Origin of the sequence: Paenarthrobacter sp. NPDC057355 (genome assembly GCF_042667405.1) — a bacterium.
Lineage (GTDB): Bacteria > Actinomycetota > Actinomycetes > Actinomycetales > Micrococcaceae > Arthrobacter.
On sequence record NZ_JBHVAL010000006.1, the window covers coordinates 147,136 to 164,749 of the forward strand.

The following is a 17,614-nucleotide window of genomic DNA, read 5'->3' on the forward strand; positions in this document are numbered from 1 at the left end:
GTCAGCCCCAACCAAAGGTGCGATGCCGGCGAGTGAAAAGATTGCGCACATCAAACCGGGGTGTCAGGCGACGCGCACGCATTGGTGTCCGGACGCCGTCGACGGCTTCCTCCCGGCTTCCATAGATGCGGGCGACCTGCCCAAGATGGGCCTGGAGCCGGGTGTCTTCAAGTGCCGTGGAACTGCCGAAAAGCCGGGGATCTCCACCGCGGGCCCGCAGGAGGTGCAACACCTCCAAGAGCCCGACGACGCCGGAAGCGCCAACGCTGCTGAGTGCGGTCACGTCCAGCAGGACAAGGACGGGACCGTCGGTTGCGGCCTTGGCGGAGTCGTAGCGGATGGCCAGGACAGTTGCTGCGTCCAGGGCGCCATCGAGGGTCAGGTCGAGTGATTTCAGAGACGTGGGCGTGCTGTTTGAGACATGGGAAAGCGTGGACAGGGTGGTCGCTCCTTGCTGGGGGATGGAACGGCGTTTTATTTGTGGGGTATGTCTGGTCAGCGCCTGGTGGCAGGCGGGGCGAGCGAATCTGTGCCAAGGGCGTTGGTGAGTTCGGCGGGGATCGGCATGGGATCCACTTCTTCCTCTCCTGGTCCGCGGTACCGGGCGGCGCCGATGACTACGCTGAGCAGGGCAAGGTCCAAGGCCACCCAGGCGAGGGTGATGAACGTGGGATAAAGGGGGGCCGCACCAGTAGCCGCGCGGGCTATGCCCACCCCGGAGGAAACGATCAGGACGGCCATCGCCAGCAGTTGGAGCCGGACGTGGCGGAAGCCGTGGCCTGCCGCTTGCTTGCTCTTGGCCGTGACGGAGAACGTCAAGTGCTTGCCCAGGAAGACCGCCGCAGCACCCGAGCAGGTGGCAGCAATCCAGGTGGGAAACAGTGCGAAGGACCATTGCTGGCCACGCCAAAGACCCCGTGAGCCTTTGCCTGCAACCTGGAACAGCAACTGGCATGAGACGAAGAACGGCAGGAACAGGCAGAAGAACACCACGGGACTTGCCGTGAGGGGGTACGTGCCGGCAATCAGGAAAACCACCGGGGCGGCGATGTAGCTCAGGGCCGCGAAGCCGTTGAGGTAGCTGGTCATGGTGCCCAAGTACATGAGCCGTTGTGCCAGGGTCAGCCCGCGCAGGAACAGCGGGTTGTCGTTGAAAAATACCTGCATGGTCCCCGCTGCCCACCGGTGCCTCTGCGAGAGCATGGTGGACACGTCCTCCGGGGCCAGCCCGTGGACCAGGACCTCGTGGTGGTACACGCTGCCCCAGCCCATGGCGTGAAGGTGCATGGCCGTGGCCATGTCCTCCGTGATGGTGGTGGTGTCCATCGGATGAATGGCCAAAGCCTGGTCGGTATGGGCAACGTCCACGGATTCCAGGACCGCGTCCAGTTCCGGCACGACGTCCTCCATGGCATCCGGAACAGCCAACGCGGCCGTATGGAAAGAGACCCTGAGCTCGAACGTGATTTCCGCCAGCACATCACCCCGGCGAAGCTGTTGTTCCGCCCGGGTGATCGCCGTCAGGGCTTGTTCCACCACCGGCATCGCAGCTGGATGCCGACGACCCAGTTCACCCAACAGGTCCTGCAGCCGCGAGCGGCCGCGGCGCAACGCACTCCAGGTGTGCTCGGTGGCGGTCCGGGTATAGCGTGTCAGGCCCAAGGCCATGAGGGCTTCCCTGCGCAGGACGGCGTTGGAACCGCAGAAGAACGCAGCATCCCACCCGTCCTTGCCCTGCTGGATGGGACCGTAGAACAGTTCGGCCTGGCTGCCCAGGGGATCACGGTCCGGAACATTCCAGAAATGTTGCGGGGTCTGGACGAAGGCCACTTCCTCGGCGTCGAAGTAGCCAAGGACGCGGTCAAGGAACCGGGGCTCCGGGACCTGGTCGGCATCCAGGATGGCAACGAATTCACCCGTGGTCATGGACAGGGCGTTGTTGACGTTTCCGGCCTTCGCGAACCTCTGCCGGCCGTCCCACTCGGGACCCCGGGTGATATAGCCGACGCCGATCTGCCGGGCCGCGCTCGCGAACGCGTCGCGGTTTCCGTCGTCGAGGATCCACGTTTGGTGGGGGTATTCCATGTCCCGGGCCGCGATGGCGGTCTTGAGGACGAGCTCGAGGGGTTCGTTGTAGGTGGCTATGAACACGTCCACGGTCCTGCCCGGCAGGGCAGGCGGGGGCGGTGGCCGCCGTCGTGCATTCCACATGGTGGCGGCGTAGAGCGCCGACTCGCCCAGGCTGTATGTCTCTGCTGCAACAAGCGGCAGGGAGATCCACCACGCATCCCACGCAACGGTCCCTGACCAGCGCCAACTGATGTAGACCAATCCAAACGACACCACCAGGACCGCAAGGATCCTGACCAAAATTTGCTGGCGAATGCCCATATTTAGCCTCCGGTAACTGCTGGGGAAAAGGCAAAGGCGCGACAGCGTGTCCTGACGCCTTCACGGCGAAAGTTGGGAGGACACGGCTGAGGCGCCTGGAGCATGCATCGTCGATGCTCAGAGGAAGGAATCCAGTTGCGAACGGAAGTTCCTTATCCCACTTTCTCCCGCCTGCGTTTCGTCGTCGTTACAGGCTTGCTAAGTGCTTTCGCGTTGATTATTTCCTTCCAGTGACGTTTCGCGTGTCCCACCCAATGGCCCTTGCGCGCCGGATGCAAAGGCGGTCAGAGTGGCAGTCATGAAGCGAAGACTCACGCCCTGGGTGATGGTCATCGTCGGATTTACCCTCATGGGGACACTCATCGCCCCCGAGCCACCGGCGCTGGCAGCAACCGGCATGCCCGCTCCCGGTGCACTGGTATGGAGCGATGAATTCAACGGGCCTGCCGGGACCGCCCCGGACAACAGCAAGTGGGTTCATGACGTTGGCGGCTCAGGCTGGGGCAACGGAGAGTTGCAGTACTACACCGGCAGTACGCGGAACGCCGCCATGGATGGGAAGGGAAACCTGGCCATCACCGCACGCCGGGAAAACCCCGATGGCTACACCTGCCACTACGGACCATGCCAGTACACCTCCGCCCGCCTCACAACAGCGGGGAAGTTCAGCCGGACCCAGGGCCGCTTCGAAGCCCGTCTCAAGCTGCCCAAGGGACAAGGAATGTGGCCTGCCTTCTGGATGCTGGGTGACAACGTCTTCACCGATGGTTGGCCCAACAGCGGCGAAATCGACATCATGGAGAACATCGGCAAAGAACCCGGAACCGTCTGGGGGAGCATCCACGGCCCGGGCTATTCCGGCGCCAACGCGGCCAATGGCAGCTACACCCTGCCCAACAGAAAGGCCTTGGGCGATGCGTTCCACACCTACACCGTGGACTGGGGCCCTGACTCCATCACCTGGTACATCGACGGCATCGCTTACTCACGAAAGAGCGCGGTCGCCGTTTCCGGCACGTGGGCCTTCGACCACGATTTCTTCCTTCTCCTGAACCTTGCCGTCGGTGGCTTTTGGCCAGGCGCTCCGGATTCAGGGACGGTGTTTCCGCAGTCGCTCCTGGTGGACTACGTCCGCGTGTACGACCTTGCGCCGTCGCCACCTGACACAGCGGCTTCTGTGCGGATCCAGGGCTATGCCGGCAAGTGCATTGACATCGCCGGACGCCAGGCAATTGACGGTTCCCAACTGCAATTGTGGGATTGCAACGCCGCGGCCTCCGAGCAATGGACTTTCGCCAGCAACGGAACCATTCGATCATTGGGCAAATGCATGGATGTCGCCTGGGGTTCCACTGCCAATGGCGCGCGCATTCAGCTGGCTACGTGCAACGGAAACGCGGCCCAACAATTCGTGCTGACCTCCACCGGAGATTTGGTAAATCCGCAGTCCAACAAATGCGTGGATGTGGCGGATTGGGGGTCCGTGAATGGTTCACGTCTGCAATTATGGGATTGCGCCGGTTCCGCCAACCAGAAATGGTGGCGGATGGCGTAGAAAAAGCGTCCGACGGCGGCGCGCAGCAAGTGCGGGTCCGGCGACTGTTGCTGGGGCGGCTGGGGAGCTTCCTGGAGTAGTCGGCGGGACCTTGCGCCGGGCGCGCGTCGCCGTCGCGGCGGTTACCGCTGTGCCCGGCCGGGCCGGAGATCACTCACCCGGCCGGGCCGCGGTTTCGAACGGGCCGTTGCAGCTGCAGGGGTCGTTGCAGCTACGGAGGCCGGCTCAGCTGCGTGGCCGTTTCAGCTCGGGGCCGGCTGGCAGCGCGGGCAGAAGTAGATATCGCGTTCTTCCGTGCCGTCGGGTCCCGCGAGCAGCCCGCGCCGGATCGTGGCTCCGCAGCGTCTGCACGGTTGGCGCTCCCGTCCGTATACCCAGTAACCGGGGCGCAGGGCACGTGGACCCAGCGTGGTCCGGCGTCCCGGGCCGAGGTTTTCGCCCAAAAGGCGTTTGGCATCCCGGACGATCTTTGTCAGATCAGGGACGTCACCCACTGGCAGGGCAGGATGAACGCCGGACAAGAAGCATGAGTCGCAGCGGTAGATGTTGCCGATCCCGGCAAGTTTCCGCTGATCCAGCAGGGCGAACCCAACAGTAACGTCCGGCTCTGCCTTCAGCCTGCGCAGCGTCTCCTCTTCGTCCCAGTCCGGTCCAAGGAGATCCGGTCCGAGGTGTCCAACGATCTTGTCTTCCTCCGCTGTGGGCACTACTTCAAGGATGCCCAGGGAGAACCCCACAGCATCAGCAGTTGCTGTGCGAAGGACACAGCGGGCCGTGTGCCCGGGCTTGGTCCAACGGCCCCCCGGCGGATAGATCATCCAGTTGCCCTCCATCTTGAGGTGCGAGTGGATGGTCAGCGCACGGGGTTTCCGGCTGGCTCCGGGCCCGGTGTCCTCCGGACCGGTCAAGCGCATGAGCAGGTGCTTGCCCCTGGGAACCACCTCGGCCATGGTCCAGCCCGCGAGATTCAGTGTGGCGAAGCGGGGTACGCGGAAGTCGGAAGCTGTGATGACCTGGCCTGCCAAGGCCTCGTGCAGTCTGTGGGCAGCCCGCCAGATGGAATCGCCTTCAGGCACGGATCCGTAGTCCCTTCGGGGTTGAGTATGCACCCGCGGCCGCCAGCGCAGCAGCAACGGGGGTGTCCAGGAGGTCGTGGCCGTTGACCTTCTCCATGAAGAGTTTGTCCACGGCACCGCGACGCACCACATCAACCAAGGCCTGGGCGGCTACTGCCAGCACTGCCTCGTCCTGGTTGAAGGTGAGCAGCGTCTTGCCGCCGCGTTCGACGTAAAGGACCAGGGCGCCGTCGACCATCACTACCAGCGCTCCCGCCTTCCGCCCGGGACGATGCCCCGAACCGGCGTCGACAGCCAGCGCCGGCCAAGGGAGCGCGGCACCGTAGGGGTTGGCTGGATCCGTTGCCGCGAGCGCCAGCGCGACGGGTTCCGCCTTTGCTATGCGGGCATCCTCCGTGAAAGACCTGAGCCGGTCCACAGTTGCCGGAACGGCGAACTGTGCCGCTCCAAGGTGTTCGATGAAGTAGCCGCGGCGGCACCTGCCTGCTTCCTCCAGCCGGGCCAGCACCTTGTACATCAAGCCGAAGCCGCCAAGGATGTTCTCCGCCATCACGGATCCGCGGGTCACTACGCCGTATCTGTCGAGCAACAGTTCGGCGGTGCCCCGGGCGTGGATGGTGGGGTCCAGCTCCGGCGCGGGCAAGGCAGACCAACGGCCGACGGCGGACGGCGGCGCAGGCGCGATGCCACCCGATACCGAACCGTAGCGTCCGCCGGTGAGGCCGGGCGAGCCAAGCAGTCCGGTTCCGTGCGAGCGGCCGAGCCTGCTCATCCGTGGGGCCCTCGCGCGTGGAGCCTTGGCGACCTGCCGGTGGGCTGTCTTGCCTCCGGAGATCATGGCGCGCACGGGAGCGAAGGTATCTCCTGTGACCCGCCCCGCCCACACGAGATCCCACAGCGCGGTGACGACGGCGTCGTCACTGAGCACCGCATCCATGCCCCCTGCCACCTCGGTCAACTGCCGGAAGAAGTAGCCACCCCCGGCGTTGAAGTGTTCAAGGAGCCGCTGTTGGGCATCCCCGGGTTCGAACTCGGGGTCCGGGTTGAGGGTCAGCTCGGCGGAGTCGGCCACGTGGAGGCTGATCCAGCCGTCGTTGCCGGGCAGGGATCCGGCCCCGGACCATAGGAGCTCGCCGGCGGCCATGAGTTCATCGAGCATGGCGGGCTTGTAGTCGGCCACCCGGCTCGCCAACACCAACGGTTCCCACGCCGACGCTGGAATAGGAACACCGGACAGCTGGTCCACTGCCGTGATGATGCCATCGAGCCCGCGCAGCGCCTGGCTTCTGGACTTTCCCGGTGCGGTCACGTTCTGCCAGGCGGGGAGGAACCGGCCATAGGCGGCGGTGTCTGCCGGCTCCACCTCGGCCCGCAGCGCGGCAAGGGAACGACGCCGGAGCTTCCTGAGCACTTCGGCATCGCACCACTCGCTGGACGGCGGAGCGTCAAGGCTCATGAGTTCCGGTTCAACACCCTCGGTGGGCTGCTCGGCGACCGCGTGGGGGCGGAACTCACCTTCGACCACCCGGCCATCTCCGGCCAGCCGCTTCAGTGCCGTATTGACGACAGCGACGCCCAGTCCCAGCCTCGCCGCGGCTTCGGCCGCCGTGAAGGGGCCATGGGTACGGGCATAGCGGGAAACGAGGTCGCCCAGGGGATCGTTCACCGGTTCGATGAACGCCAGGGGAACGCCCATAGGGAGCGGAACGCCGATGGCGTCGCGGAGCCGGGCGGCGTCTTCCACTGCCGCATAGCGTTCGACGCCGCCGATGGTCACCTTGAGCGCGCGGTTGGCTTTGTGCAGGGCGACAAGGTGGGCCGTGGCTTCCGCTGCGGTGCCGTGTGGCGCGACAGACGGCGTTTCCTCGACGTAATCCGGTGAGTCGGGATCCATCGGCTGATCCAAAGCGGCCAGCGGGGCGGCTGCTTCCGCTTGCTCCGTTCCTTGGAGCCGTTCCGCTACTTCTTCAACACTGAGCGGTCCGAGCAAGCGAAGGAGATCGGCGACCCCTTCCATCCCACGGACGCGGCGGTCCGGGGCGAGCCGTTGCAGTTCCATTTCGGTGGAGTCGATGACTGCGGCGTCCAGGAGTTCCCGGAGTTCCACGCGGCCCAGGAGCTCGTTGAGCAAGGTGGAGTCCAGGGCCAAGGCAGCCGCCCGGCGTTCGGCCAGCGGGGAGTCGCCCTCGTAAAGGAACTGGGCCACGTAGCCGAACAGGAGTGACTTTGCGAAAGGTGAGGGCTGCTGCGTGGTGGTTTCCACGATCCGCAGTTCCCGGCGTTCCACGGATGAGGCAATGTCTTTCAGAGCCGGAAGATCGTACACATCCTGCAAGCATTCACGCACAGCTTCAAGCACGATGGGAAACGAAGGGTACTTCTTGGCGACGTCCAGCAACTGTGCCGAGCGCTGGCGCTGCTGCCACAAGGGCTGCCGTTTCGCTGGATTCTGTCGGGGGAGGAGCAGAGCCCTGGCCGCACATTCGCGGAACCTTGAAGCAAAGAGGGCGCTGCCGCCAACCTCGGCTGTGACAATCTGCTCGAGTTCTTCGGGGTCAAAGAGGAACAGCTCGGCTCCTGGTGGCTCGTCCTCCATCATGGGCACGCGCAAAACGATCCCGTCGTCCGCGGCCATGGCCGAACCGTCCAGTCCGTAGCGCTGCTGCAGGCGTTGTCCCACAGCCAGTGCCCACGGCGCATGGACAGGCATGCCGAAGGGACTGTGGAGGACCACGCGCCAATCGCCGAGTTCATCGTGGAAACGCTCCACCACCAGAGTGCGGTCGCTCGGGACGATTTCCGTGGCTTCTTTTTGTTCCCGGAGGTACTGCAGGAGGTTGCTGGCTGCGAAGGCATCAAGGCCGCTGGCTTGGCAGCGTTCCATGGCGGGTGCCTCATCTGCAGCTGACAGTTCCCGGATGAACGCGCCCAAGGCCTTGCCGAGGTCGACGGGACGGCCCAGGGAATCCCCCTTCCAGAAAGGGAGCTTGCCCGGCTGGCCGAAAGCAGGAGAGACCAGCACGCGGTCATGGGTGATGTCTTCGATCTTCCAACTGGTGGCACCGAGGGCGAAGACATCTCCTACCCGGGATTCGTACACCATTTCTTCGTCAAGCTCGCCAACGCGGCGGCCGCCCTTCGCCGCGCGGGCAGAGGCCGTGGGTTCGCTGCCGTCCCCGCTCGCTGGAGAGGACGAGCCCTCAACTTCCGTGCCGATGATGTACACGCCGAACAGGCCACGGTCCGGGATGGTACCGCCGGAGGTCACGGCAAGGCGCTGGGCACCTGGCCGGCCCTCAATGGTTCCGGCATGTCTGTCCCAGATGATCCGTGGACGCAGTTCAGCGAACTCGTCGGAGGGGTAACGTCCGGCCAACAGATCCAACGTGGCCTCAAACGCGGAGCGCGGAAGGCTGGCGAACGGAGCCGACCGACGCACGGTGGTGAACCATTCCTCGACGTCGATGCTGCCCAGGGCCGTTGCGGCGACCGTTTGCTGGGCCAGAATGTCCAGCGGGTTGGCAGGGATGCTCAACCGCTCGATCTGGCCGCTGAGCATGCGTTCCACGGTGACGCTGGTGTGCAGGAGATCAGCACGGTGCTTGGGGAACAGCACGCCTTCGGAGATTTCGCCCACCTGGTGTCCGGCACGTCCCACCCGCTGCAGGCCGCTGGCCACCGAGGGTGGGGATTCCACCTGGATCACTAGGTCAACGGCGCCCATGTCGATGCCAAGTTCCAGTGAGGACGTGGCAACAACGCATCGCAGCCGGCCGGATTTGAGGTCGTCCTCGATCATGGCGCGCTGGTCCTTGGAGACCGAGCCGTGGTGTGCACGGGCAAGCACGGGATCTGCCCCATTGGTGCTTCCGGCCTGCGCCATCATGTGTGCCGGCGTTGCCGTGGAAGCCGGAACGCCCGGGTTTGCCTCGGAAGAGCCCCATTCGCCGCCGCCCACGGCCATCAGCTGGCGTTCGGCATAGATTTCGTTGAGCCGGGCCGTCAGCCGCTCTGACAGCCTGCGTGAATTGGCAAAGACGATGGTGGATTGCTTGGAAAGGACCAGATCCACGATCTGTTCCTCCACGTGCGGCCAGATGGACGCTTGTGGCTGGAGCCCGGACGCCGGGCCGGAATCGAACGCGCCCGCCGCGCCCTGCAGGTCCGACATGTCCTCCACAGGCACAGTGACGGTGAGGTTCCAGTTCTTCTTGGAGGGGGGCGCGACGATCTCCACCGGAGCTTGGCCGGCCAGGAACTGGGCCACCAACTCACGGGGCTGGACCGTGGCCGAGAGCCCGATCCGCTGGGCAGGCTTGGGGAGTAACGCGTCCAGGCGTTCAAGGGATACAGCCAAATGCGCGCCCCGCTTGGTACCCGCGACGGCGTGGACCTCATCGATGATGATGGTGTCCACTTCGCTGAGAGTTTCCCGGGCACGGGAGGTAAGCATCAGGAACAGTGACTCCGGAGTGGTGATGAGGATGTCCGGAGGGTTGGTCAGCAGCGTTCGGCGATCCGCCGCCGTCGTATCGCCTGAACGGACACCCACCGTCACCAGCGGTGCGGGCAGCCCCAAACGCTTTGCGGTTTGGGTGATGCCGATCAGTGGCGAACGAAGGTTCCGTTCGACGTCGACACCCAACGCCTTAAGAGGCGAGATATAGAGGACGCGGGTTTTGGTTTTGGGGCGCTTGGCCCGCCCTTTGCCGCTGGCTGGCACGGACTCAAGGCCCGGGAGGGTGTCAGCCGGGGTGGAGTGCAGCCGGTCCAGGGCCCACAGGAAGGCCGCGAGCGTTTTGCCGGAGCCCGTTGGCGCCACGACCAAAGCGTGTGAACCCGAGGAGATCGCGTTCCAGGCACCGTCCTGCGCGGGTGTGGGCTCGGAAAAAGCGCCGAGGAACCATTCCCTGGTTGCCTGGCTGAAACGGCTGATGGCGCCATCGGGCGCCTGCGGCTCCTGCATTCATCCATCATGCCCCACGGCTCCGACAGAATAAGCCGGAACCGTGGGGGACGGCATCAAACAGCCTGGAAAGCGGTGACTGTCAGCAGCTTGATGCCGGCGTTGCTGCAGGCGTCGTGCGGCTCGGCGACGAACAGGGAAGCCGTGTCGTTGGGCGGGTAGATACGGAAGCCGGCTGCGGGGACTTTGGTGCAATCACCGTAGTTGCCGGCCTGCGTGTAGCGGATTTCGGCCCAGGCTGCCTTGCCCGGAGCCAGCTCGATCTTGGTGACCGGGGTTGTGGACTCGCGCGTTGCAGGTTCGCCGATTGGCTCACCGTTCGCGTCAGCCGTCAGGGAAACTCCCGCGAAACCCTCGATAACGCAGGGCGCTGTCCCCGAGTTCGTCAGGATCAACTTTTCGTAGACACTTCCGGCAGCGCCGCCGCCGGTGGAATCGGTGGTCGCGGTCAGCGAGCCGGCCTTGCATTGCCCGACTGCTGCCGGTGGCTCAGGGGTGGCTGTGGGGGTGGAAGTCTGCGATGGCGTCGTGGTGGCCGACGCAGACGGGGAAGCCGACGTCGCGGACGCTGAAGGTGTGGAAGAAGATGGCGGGGCACTGCTCGAGTCCGCCGGGCTGGGGCTTGGTCCACAAGCCGCCAGAAGCAGCAGCGAGGCGGCCGCCGTCGTCGTCACAAGACCGGTTTTGATGCGCTGAGTCCACATGGGCACCAGCCTTGCCCCGGCGGTGGCGCTAGTCAATTCAGCCACGGGTTACGACGCGGATTGGCGCCCGGATCGTGATCTTTCCGGGCGCCACCTGCGTTGTTACTTCGTATCTGCCTTCACGGCGGCGGGCTTTGCGGAGCGGCTGCGGAAGAACGCCGCACCACCAAGGCCGAGCCCTGCGATACCGGCGATCAGGCCGGCCCAGCTCCGGGCCTGGGAACCGTCGTCGCTTACGGCTGCTGCCTGCTCCGTGGACTCGGTGGATGCTCCGTGGTGGTCACCCGCCGCTGCTGCCGGGGTGATGGCGATGGCCGGTGCCGGCGACTTCAGGTCGTCCTCGCTCTGGCCGTCCTTGGGGATCTCGATCCAATCCGTCTTGCCCGTTTCGCAGGTCTGGTACGTGGGGAAGTAGATGGTCTTGCCAGCGGCGACCGGCAGCTTCACCGAAAGGACCAGTGCATCGCGCATGTGCGGATCCAGCGGGGCCTTGGCCGTGTACACGATCTGGCTGGTCCGCTTGGTGATGGACGTGCCATCCTCCAGCTTCTTGGGCTCGGCGAGGGTTTCGGTCACCTTTTCCACGGTCCAGTTCGGGTTCACCGTGGGGGTCGCATCCGTCAGTTCTTCAGGCAGGCTGATGGCCACTTTGGTGGTGCCGGACGTGCCGCAGCCGTGGGGAACACTGAAGGTCAACAGGGCGTAGGAGTTTGCCGCCGTCTTGTTCGGATCGACTGAGACGTGGGCCGAGGCACCGGCGATTCCGGCCATCATCAGGGCTGCGGTTCCGCCGGCGACGGCGGTAGCTGAGAGGGTACGGCGGAGCGTGGACTTCTTCATGGGATTGCCTTTCGGGTGCGCCTTCTGAGGCGGCGCGGGGTACGGGTTTGAAGCCCGTCACCGTGCAAAGGCTTTTTGCAGCGTTGGTGCCGGGCGGAACTAGGTAACAACGACGACGGCGGGCGGGCCGCGGCGGCTGTCTTGCCTAAGGTTCCGCCAGGGGCGGGGGATAAAGACGTCAGGTGCGCCAACTGCGACAGGCGAGGCACCGGCGTCGGGCCTGAAGAGCAACGCGGGCAGGGCGACCAGCGGGCGCAGCCAGGCGGCAAGCTGCCACAGGGCGTCCTCACCCTTGGCCAGAAGGATCGAAGATCCAAGCGTGGCCGCAATGTGGGCAAGCAGCATCAGGACGCCCACGGTGGTGCCAACCTCGTGGGTGTGTTCAGTGACTGTGTGCAGGGCCGGATTCAGTGGCTCGTTGCCGAGGTGGTGCGCTGCTCCCGTTGTGCCGGCGGCTACCGGCCCGAGTGCGGTGAAGGCCTCGTGGAGTGCAACCTGCCCTGCGCCCAGTAGTGCTGCCATGGTGACAAGGTTCAGCTTGAACCGGGTTGCCAACGTGGTTGCCAACGCCGTGAGGGCGAGCAGTGCCAACAGGACCGGGGCCATGGGCAGCAAACCGCCGCCGACCACGTGGGCGCCGGCCGCCAAGGCCACGATGACCAACGCTATGGCGCCGGACCGCAACGCATGGAAGGGCGCCCGGGGCTGTGAAGTGCGCACGGTTCCTCCCTTTCCTTATCGCGTTGGCTTGTTGAGGCGTCTTGATTCTATCGGGAGTTCGGTGCCGGTCCGGCCCCGGATGGGTTGCTATGTGGATAATGACGCCGAGAGCTAACTCCTCGACGGCCGGACGAAGGTGGGTCCCGGTGGCGGCGGCACGCTGCCCGCCGAACCGGAACGACGACGGCGGAGCTCAAGTTTCAGGCTTTCCTCACCTCGGGCCATGGCCCAGTGGTGGTTCGCCGAGAACGCTGGTTTGAGGAGCCAACTCAGTCTGCGAAGGAGAGGTTTGGCGGTGCTGACCCGCCAGTCGTAGGTGATGACTGTTTCAGGGCCGTCCGTCGCAAAGGTCCAGCGTCCCGTGCCGTTGAGGTCGCCCACGGCCGTGAGCGCGAAGCCATCCAAGGTCACCGGTTCCGTCACGGTGAGCCGCCAACGCAGGGTGTAGGGGAGCCAGCCTTTGGTGTGGAGGTTGAAGGAAGCGCCCACTCCATCGGGGCCGCCCGGGGTTACTCTCGTAACGTTCAGGTACACCGACGGCCACCACTGTTTCAGCGTCCCGGCATCTCCGAGGACGTCCACCACTTCCTCACGCGTCCCCGCCACGCGCCAGACAGTGACGAATTCGTAGTCGGTGCTCTTGCTTGTCTTGCTGGTTGACCGGGCCATTGTTGCCTCCACCGTCCGCGCGGCTCCGAGGGTGTCATTTCGGCATCCGAGAATAATGTACCGCGCTGCGGCGGGTGCCACTACGGGGTTGAAAAACGGAAATATGCTGCGTAATTCTCTGAAATTAGGCACCGTACGAGTTGGCGCAAGCAAAATCAGCAACATATTTCAGAAACGGCCAGTTAATGGATGACGTCAAGGCTATTGGTGTGAACATCAGGAATGCCCGGAAGGTCGCCGGTATCACACAGGGCACGCTTGCGGATCTGATTGGCACGTCCGCGCGTACTATCCACGCCATTGAAACAGGGAAGGGTAATCCATCGCTGCAGACGGTTGTCGCGGCGGCCAATGCTGTGGGCCTGCGACTGGGGACCATTGATGGCTGAGGATCTGGCCCGGCTGAAGTTCGTCCGAAAGGCGCATGTCTACAAATCGGGGGTACTGGCCGGCCACTTGGAACGCACGCAGCGCGGCAGTGTGGTCTTCGGCTACGTCCCGGACTACACAGCCAGTCCCGTCGCGAGTACGCTGCCTTTCGCGCCTGATCCGGTCGAATCCCCGAACGGCGCGCTGCCGGCCTTTTTCGCCGGTCTTTTGCCCGAGGGGCACCGCCTGACCGTCCTCAAGGATGTCGTAAAGACGAGCCTGGCGGACGAACTCAGCCTGCTGTTGGCCTGAACGGGACAATAAGGGAGCTACGGTTCCGCCGCGCCGAGCTGACGCCTTGACCTTGTTCACGGCCCGCCACTCATCTCGCGTGAGCATTGGCGTTCAGGCGTAGTCGCAACTGCACAATGAATCCACCGTGGAGCTCCTGAAAATGCAGAGAACCCCCGGTTTCCCGGGGGTTCTCATTGGCGGTGACGGTGGGATTTGAAACCTCTCCCGCGCCATACTGTGGTGCAATTCCCCCTAGAATCCGCGGTTTTTCCCTAACGATGCATAACGATTAATCAGGTGCGATGTGGGCAAAATGTGGGCAAGTTGTGGGCGGCTACTTCTGCCATGCTCTCTTTGCCCTGGTTCCTATGTGCGGGCCGCGCTTCGCCGCTACGCCGATTCTTGGTGCCTCGCTCGGATCGCGGCGAGGTGGCGCCTGATTCATCTTCTGAATGGCAGCCACATCTTCTAGAGAAAAGCGAACTCTGGTCCCGTAGACCTGATGGGGCCAACCCTGTTGATCTTTCAGGCGATAGACCGTGGCGCGACTTATCTGCAGAAGGGAAGCCAGGTCATTCATAGTGAAGAGCTGATAAGTGCGGTCAATGTGAGTGCTCATGACCTGTAGGCTAGCGCCCCTTAAATCTAGCGCCCCTTAAATGCTGAGAGGGTCCGTCGCCCACCACGGCAACGGACCCTCCTAAGCTTCACCAACCAGCAAGTTGATCTGAAACCAGATTAACAGAAATGCAGATTGATGCAAGCCCAAATCTGTTTGATGTGCAAATTTATGCAGTCAGTCCCGCACCTTAGCGGCTTCCTCAAGCTCGGTGACCTTTTCTGCGACGAGATGCAGCGACTCCCAAATGCCCTCAAACTCGTTGAGCAACCGGTCACCAAGATTCAGCTTGTCCTGCGCATTCAGTTCGTCATTCGCCGCTCTAACCCGGTCATCAATGGCTTTGACGTCGTCCTTCAGTGTCCCCATGCTGGCCCCTCCCTAGTGCGTGGAAGGGCCAGCATATAGGGCTACCGGCCTACGCGCATGAACGGCGACGCTGAATCAGCCGCCGCAATAGCACCCTCAGCTCGAGCATCAACCTGAGCCAGCAAGTACTTTCCGGTGAACGGGTTCTGCACGTACACGGCAGGAACCGCGGACGCAACAGCAGCCGCCACAGGACGCGCCGTAACAGCAGGAGCCGCAGCCGGCGCATACTGATAACCCATCGGCCTGATCGGAGTAACATCCCCGCCATTCAACCGGTCAAGGGTTCCATAGCCGATCTTCTGAGCAGCCTTTGCCGTCAACACATACTCATCCTTAGACAGGCGAGCATCAATCGAATCAGACGTTGTGGTGCCAGGACCATAGACCCGACCACCAGTCGCGTAAGAACCCATGCGGCCAGTGCCAGAAGCGCCGCCGTTCAGATCAGGGGCCACGGAACGGCGATCAACACTATCGAAATACTCGGTCGTGTAGATGCCAATCGTGACTTTCTTGCCGTCAAGCCCATCAGCTTTCCCCTTGATCCCATCCAGCGTGGCTGACGCGTGATCAGCGATCCACGCATCAATATTCACGTTCTTCGGGATGCCCAGAGCCTTACGGGCCATCGTGTCCGCCGCGTCACCAGTGATACCAAACTGGCCGGCAGCGGTAATCAGGTCGTTGTAGCTAGTGCGAAGACCGGCCTGCAACTGAGCCTGCGCAGCAGCGGACCCCTGCGTCTTCAACGTTTCCTCAGCCGTAGCAGTAGCCGAAGTCATAGCTGCCTTCGCAACATCATTGAAGGCTGACTGGTTAGCCCGCCCAGCAGCCGTGTTGATGTCCAAAGTCGTGCCATTCTTAGCCACAGACTCCGTGAGCTTATCAATCGAATCTTGGTAAGCAATCGATGCATCAGAAGCAGACAGAGACAAGATCCCAGCCGCGAACAACGAAGCCGTGAACGCCTCGATATTCGTGATAGCACCTGAAGCACTAAGACCAACGTCCTCAAGTGCCTTCGACATTTCCTCAGTCACAGGCGCAGAGTTACCAACCTTGGTTGTGTATGTCTCTACTGAATCGCCCGCAGACTTCATCGAGTTCGGGATGTTTCCCATCGCGAAGTCAAGCAACTCCTGCTCAGTGAGGGTCACCCCAGCTTGGTTGGCGAGTCCCTGCAAGGCATCTTTGTAACCCGGGAGGTAATCAAGCGCTTCCTTCGCGCCTTTGCCGTTCTTCTGGAACTCGGCAGTCAAAGCCTGGAACGACTTCGCAGCAGTCTCGCCGGCGCCGTTCTTTGCCAAGTTCCCCATCTCGTCGCCAAGGCCCCTGAGACGGTCCTCCAACTGCCCAATTTCGCCCTTCGGCAAGCCGAGAAGGTTCGTAAACCCCTCGAAGAACTTGTTACCGGAATCATCAAACGTCTGGTTAGTCAGGCGCCTAACGGCTTCAGCCATGTTGTCGATGTTGCTGACAGCCTGACCGTTGACCACATCGAAGTCACCCACGACAGAGTCAAAGCCGCTGATGGCGTCTGCCCCCGAACGGGCAAGATCCTGAACCTTCAGGAGCGCCTGACCGTAATCCTCCGTGGACTTTGTGTGCTTCTCTGTGAACACCGCAGCGGCGATTTGTAGCGCAACCAACCCTGCGACAGCCCCACCCGCGGCCTTACCCACGTTTGTAATAGCAGCACGAGCACGCGACCCAGCAGGGGCGATTTGATTGAGGGAAGAATGAAACTCCACTAGCCGTGGAAGGGCTGTCAGGAGAGCGCCACCCAGCAGTAACGCGCCACCAGTCATGCCAGCGATACCGACAGCAGCGTTCAGAATCGGGGTAGGGATTTTTCCAAGGGCGTCAACCAGATCCTCAGCACCTTGCACGATCCCGCGCAACGCCTGAGCCGCGCCGCTACCGCCCTTGATCAGCACAGAGTCGAACGAGCCGCCGAGCTTCTCAAGGTCACCAGCCAGGTTGTCCTGCTTGATGCTCGCCGTGACAGCCGCATATCCAGCCTCGTTGACCTTATCGATCCAACCCTGAATGCCCTTCGCGCCCTGTTCGTAAAGAACGTTAGCGCCGCGAATCGCATCTGTGCCGAAAATCTGGGCAAGAGCAGCGTCACGCTGAGCCTGTGTCAAACCGCCAAGCTTGGTCTTCAACTGCTCAGCCAGGTTCGTGATACCAACGAACTTTCCTTGTGCATCATAAGCCGAGATGCCCAGCTCATTCATCAGGCTCTGCGTTTCCTTAGCCGGGTTAGCCAGCGACAGAAGCATCGTCTTAAACGACGTGCCGGAATCGGATCCCGTCAGGCCAGCAGAAGCGAAGGCGGCCAGCGTGCCAGTTGTATCCTCGACGGATAGCCCAAACTGAGAAGCCACAAGACCCGACTGCTTCAACGCATTCCCGATGTCCTCAACCGAACCCTGAGCCTTACCAGCACCAGCAGCCAACAAATCTGCAAGGTGCGGGATGTCCTGCCCGGACAGCTTGAACTGCGTCAACGCAGTAGCCGCTATCTCAGCCGCGTCAGCAACCTCAAGCGAACCCGCCGCAGCCAACGACATTGCACCCTTAAGGCCACCATTCAGGATGTCCTTTGTGGACACACCAGCCTTAGCCAGCTCATCAATCGCCTGCGCAGCTTCCTTAGCCGAAAAGGAAGTGTCCGCCCCAGCCTCGATGGCTGCATTACGGAGCAAATCCATATTGCCCGCAGTCTCATGCGTTGACGCCTGAACCTCGGACATCGCGGCGTCGAACTCCATGAACCTCGCCACCGCCAGACCAAACCCGGCAAGCAACGCCCCACCCATAACCATGCTGGCCTTACCAACACGGTCAAAATGTTCCTCATTGTCCTTCGCGAACTTCGCAGTACGAGAAGCAAAATCAGAAGTTGCCTGCTGCGCCGTCCGAAACCCAGCAACAAAGTTAGATACCTTCGCCTCAAGGGCGATGCTTATAGATCGATCCGCTATGGGGATCACCTCTTTCACAGAGGATCCAAAAACGCGTTTTGGACACTAA

General features: G+C 62.9%; 14 protein-coding genes. 3 read left to right on the forward strand and 11 right to left on the reverse strand.

The window, feature by feature from the left end:
• Position 1: 1 nt before the first annotated feature.
• Both ACFUOZ_RS09620 and ACFUOZ_RS09625 read right to left on the reverse strand, forming a co-directional pair.
• Positions 2–499, reverse strand: coding sequence for an STAS domain-containing protein (locus tag ACFUOZ_RS09620; protein ID WP_377547409.1), 498 nt, complete (start codon positions 497–499; stop codon positions 2–4).
• A complete protein-coding gene (locus ACFUOZ_RS09625) occupies positions 496–2,391 on the reverse strand; it encodes a glycosyltransferase family 2 protein (RefSeq protein WP_377547263.1) in 1,896 nt (631 codons plus the stop codon). The genes ACFUOZ_RS09620 and ACFUOZ_RS09625 overlap by 4 nt, the downstream gene beginning before the upstream one ends.
• A gap of 298 nt (positions 2,392–2,689) precedes the next feature.
• Here ACFUOZ_RS09625 and ACFUOZ_RS09630 point away from each other — a divergent pair, with 298 nt between their 5' ends.
• Positions 2,690–3,946: a ricin-type beta-trefoil lectin domain protein gene (locus ACFUOZ_RS09630; protein ID WP_377547265.1), complete on the forward strand. Its 1,257-nt coding sequence runs from the start codon at positions 2,690–2,692 to the stop codon at positions 3,944–3,946.
• Between the two features lie 242 nt (positions 3,947–4,188).
• Here ACFUOZ_RS09630 and ACFUOZ_RS09635 read toward each other — a convergent pair whose 3' ends face one another.
• The 6 genes from ACFUOZ_RS09635 to ACFUOZ_RS09660 form a co-directional block, all read right to left on the reverse strand.
• Positions 4,189–5,022, reverse strand: a complete 834-nt coding sequence (locus ACFUOZ_RS09635; RefSeq protein WP_377547268.1) for a DNA-formamidopyrimidine glycosylase family protein — start codon at positions 5,020–5,022, stop codon at positions 4,189–4,191.
• Positions 5,015–9,988, reverse strand: coding sequence for a DEAD/DEAH box helicase (locus ACFUOZ_RS09640; protein WP_377547270.1), 4,974 nt, complete (start codon positions 9,986–9,988; stop codon positions 5,015–5,017). Before ACFUOZ_RS09640 ends, ACFUOZ_RS09635 begins: the two co-directional genes overlap by 8 nt.
• Before the next feature lie 56 nt (positions 9,989–10,044).
• Positions 10,045–10,692: a DUF4232 domain-containing protein gene (locus ACFUOZ_RS09645; protein WP_377547272.1), complete on the reverse strand. Its 648-nt coding sequence runs from the start codon at positions 10,690–10,692 to the stop codon at positions 10,045–10,047.
• Between the two features lie 102 nt (positions 10,693–10,794).
• The gene (locus ACFUOZ_RS09650; RefSeq protein ID WP_377547274.1) at positions 10,795–11,532 is read right to left on the reverse strand and encodes a YcnI family protein; all 738 of its coding nucleotides are present in this window, start codon (positions 11,530–11,532) and stop codon (positions 10,795–10,797) included.
• A gap of 99 nt (positions 11,533–11,631) precedes the next feature.
• A complete protein-coding gene (locus tag ACFUOZ_RS09655) occupies positions 11,632–12,252 on the reverse strand; it encodes a hypothetical protein (protein WP_377547276.1) in 621 nt (206 codons plus the stop codon).
• 111 nt (positions 12,253–12,363) lie between these two features.
• Entirely contained in the window at positions 12,364–12,921 is a 558-nt protein-coding gene (locus ACFUOZ_RS09660) for an SRPBCC family protein (RefSeq protein ID WP_377547278.1), read from the reverse strand.
• Between the two features lie 185 nt (positions 12,922–13,106).
• Here ACFUOZ_RS09660 and ACFUOZ_RS09665 point away from each other — a divergent pair, with 185 nt between their 5' ends.
• Positions 13,107–13,310: a helix-turn-helix transcriptional regulator gene (locus ACFUOZ_RS09665; RefSeq protein WP_377547280.1), complete on the forward strand. Its 204-nt coding sequence runs from the start codon at positions 13,107–13,109 to the stop codon at positions 13,308–13,310.
• A complete protein-coding gene (locus ACFUOZ_RS09670) occupies positions 13,303–13,602 on the forward strand; it encodes a HipA N-terminal domain-containing protein (protein ID WP_377547283.1) in 300 nt (99 codons plus the stop codon). Before ACFUOZ_RS09665 ends, ACFUOZ_RS09670 begins: the two co-directional genes overlap by 8 nt.
• A 316-nt stretch (positions 13,603–13,918) precedes the next feature.
• On the opposite strand, the gene ACFUOZ_RS09675 is transcribed toward ACFUOZ_RS09670, so the two are convergent.
• From ACFUOZ_RS09675 to ACFUOZ_RS09685, 3 genes are all read right to left on the reverse strand, one after another.
• Positions 13,919–14,203, reverse strand: coding sequence for a helix-turn-helix domain-containing protein (locus tag ACFUOZ_RS09675; protein WP_377547286.1), 285 nt, complete (start codon positions 14,201–14,203; stop codon positions 13,919–13,921).
• 177 nt (positions 14,204–14,380) lie between these two features.
• A complete protein-coding gene (locus ACFUOZ_RS09680; protein WP_377547289.1) occupies positions 14,381–14,572 on the reverse strand; it encodes a hypothetical protein in 192 nt (63 codons plus the stop codon).
• Positions 14,573–14,613: 41 nt separating this feature from the next.
• A complete protein-coding gene (locus ACFUOZ_RS09685) occupies positions 14,614–17,583 on the reverse strand; it encodes a phage tail tape measure protein (RefSeq protein WP_377547291.1) in 2,970 nt (989 codons plus the stop codon).
• Between the last annotated feature and the right edge of the window lie 31 nt (positions 17,584–17,614).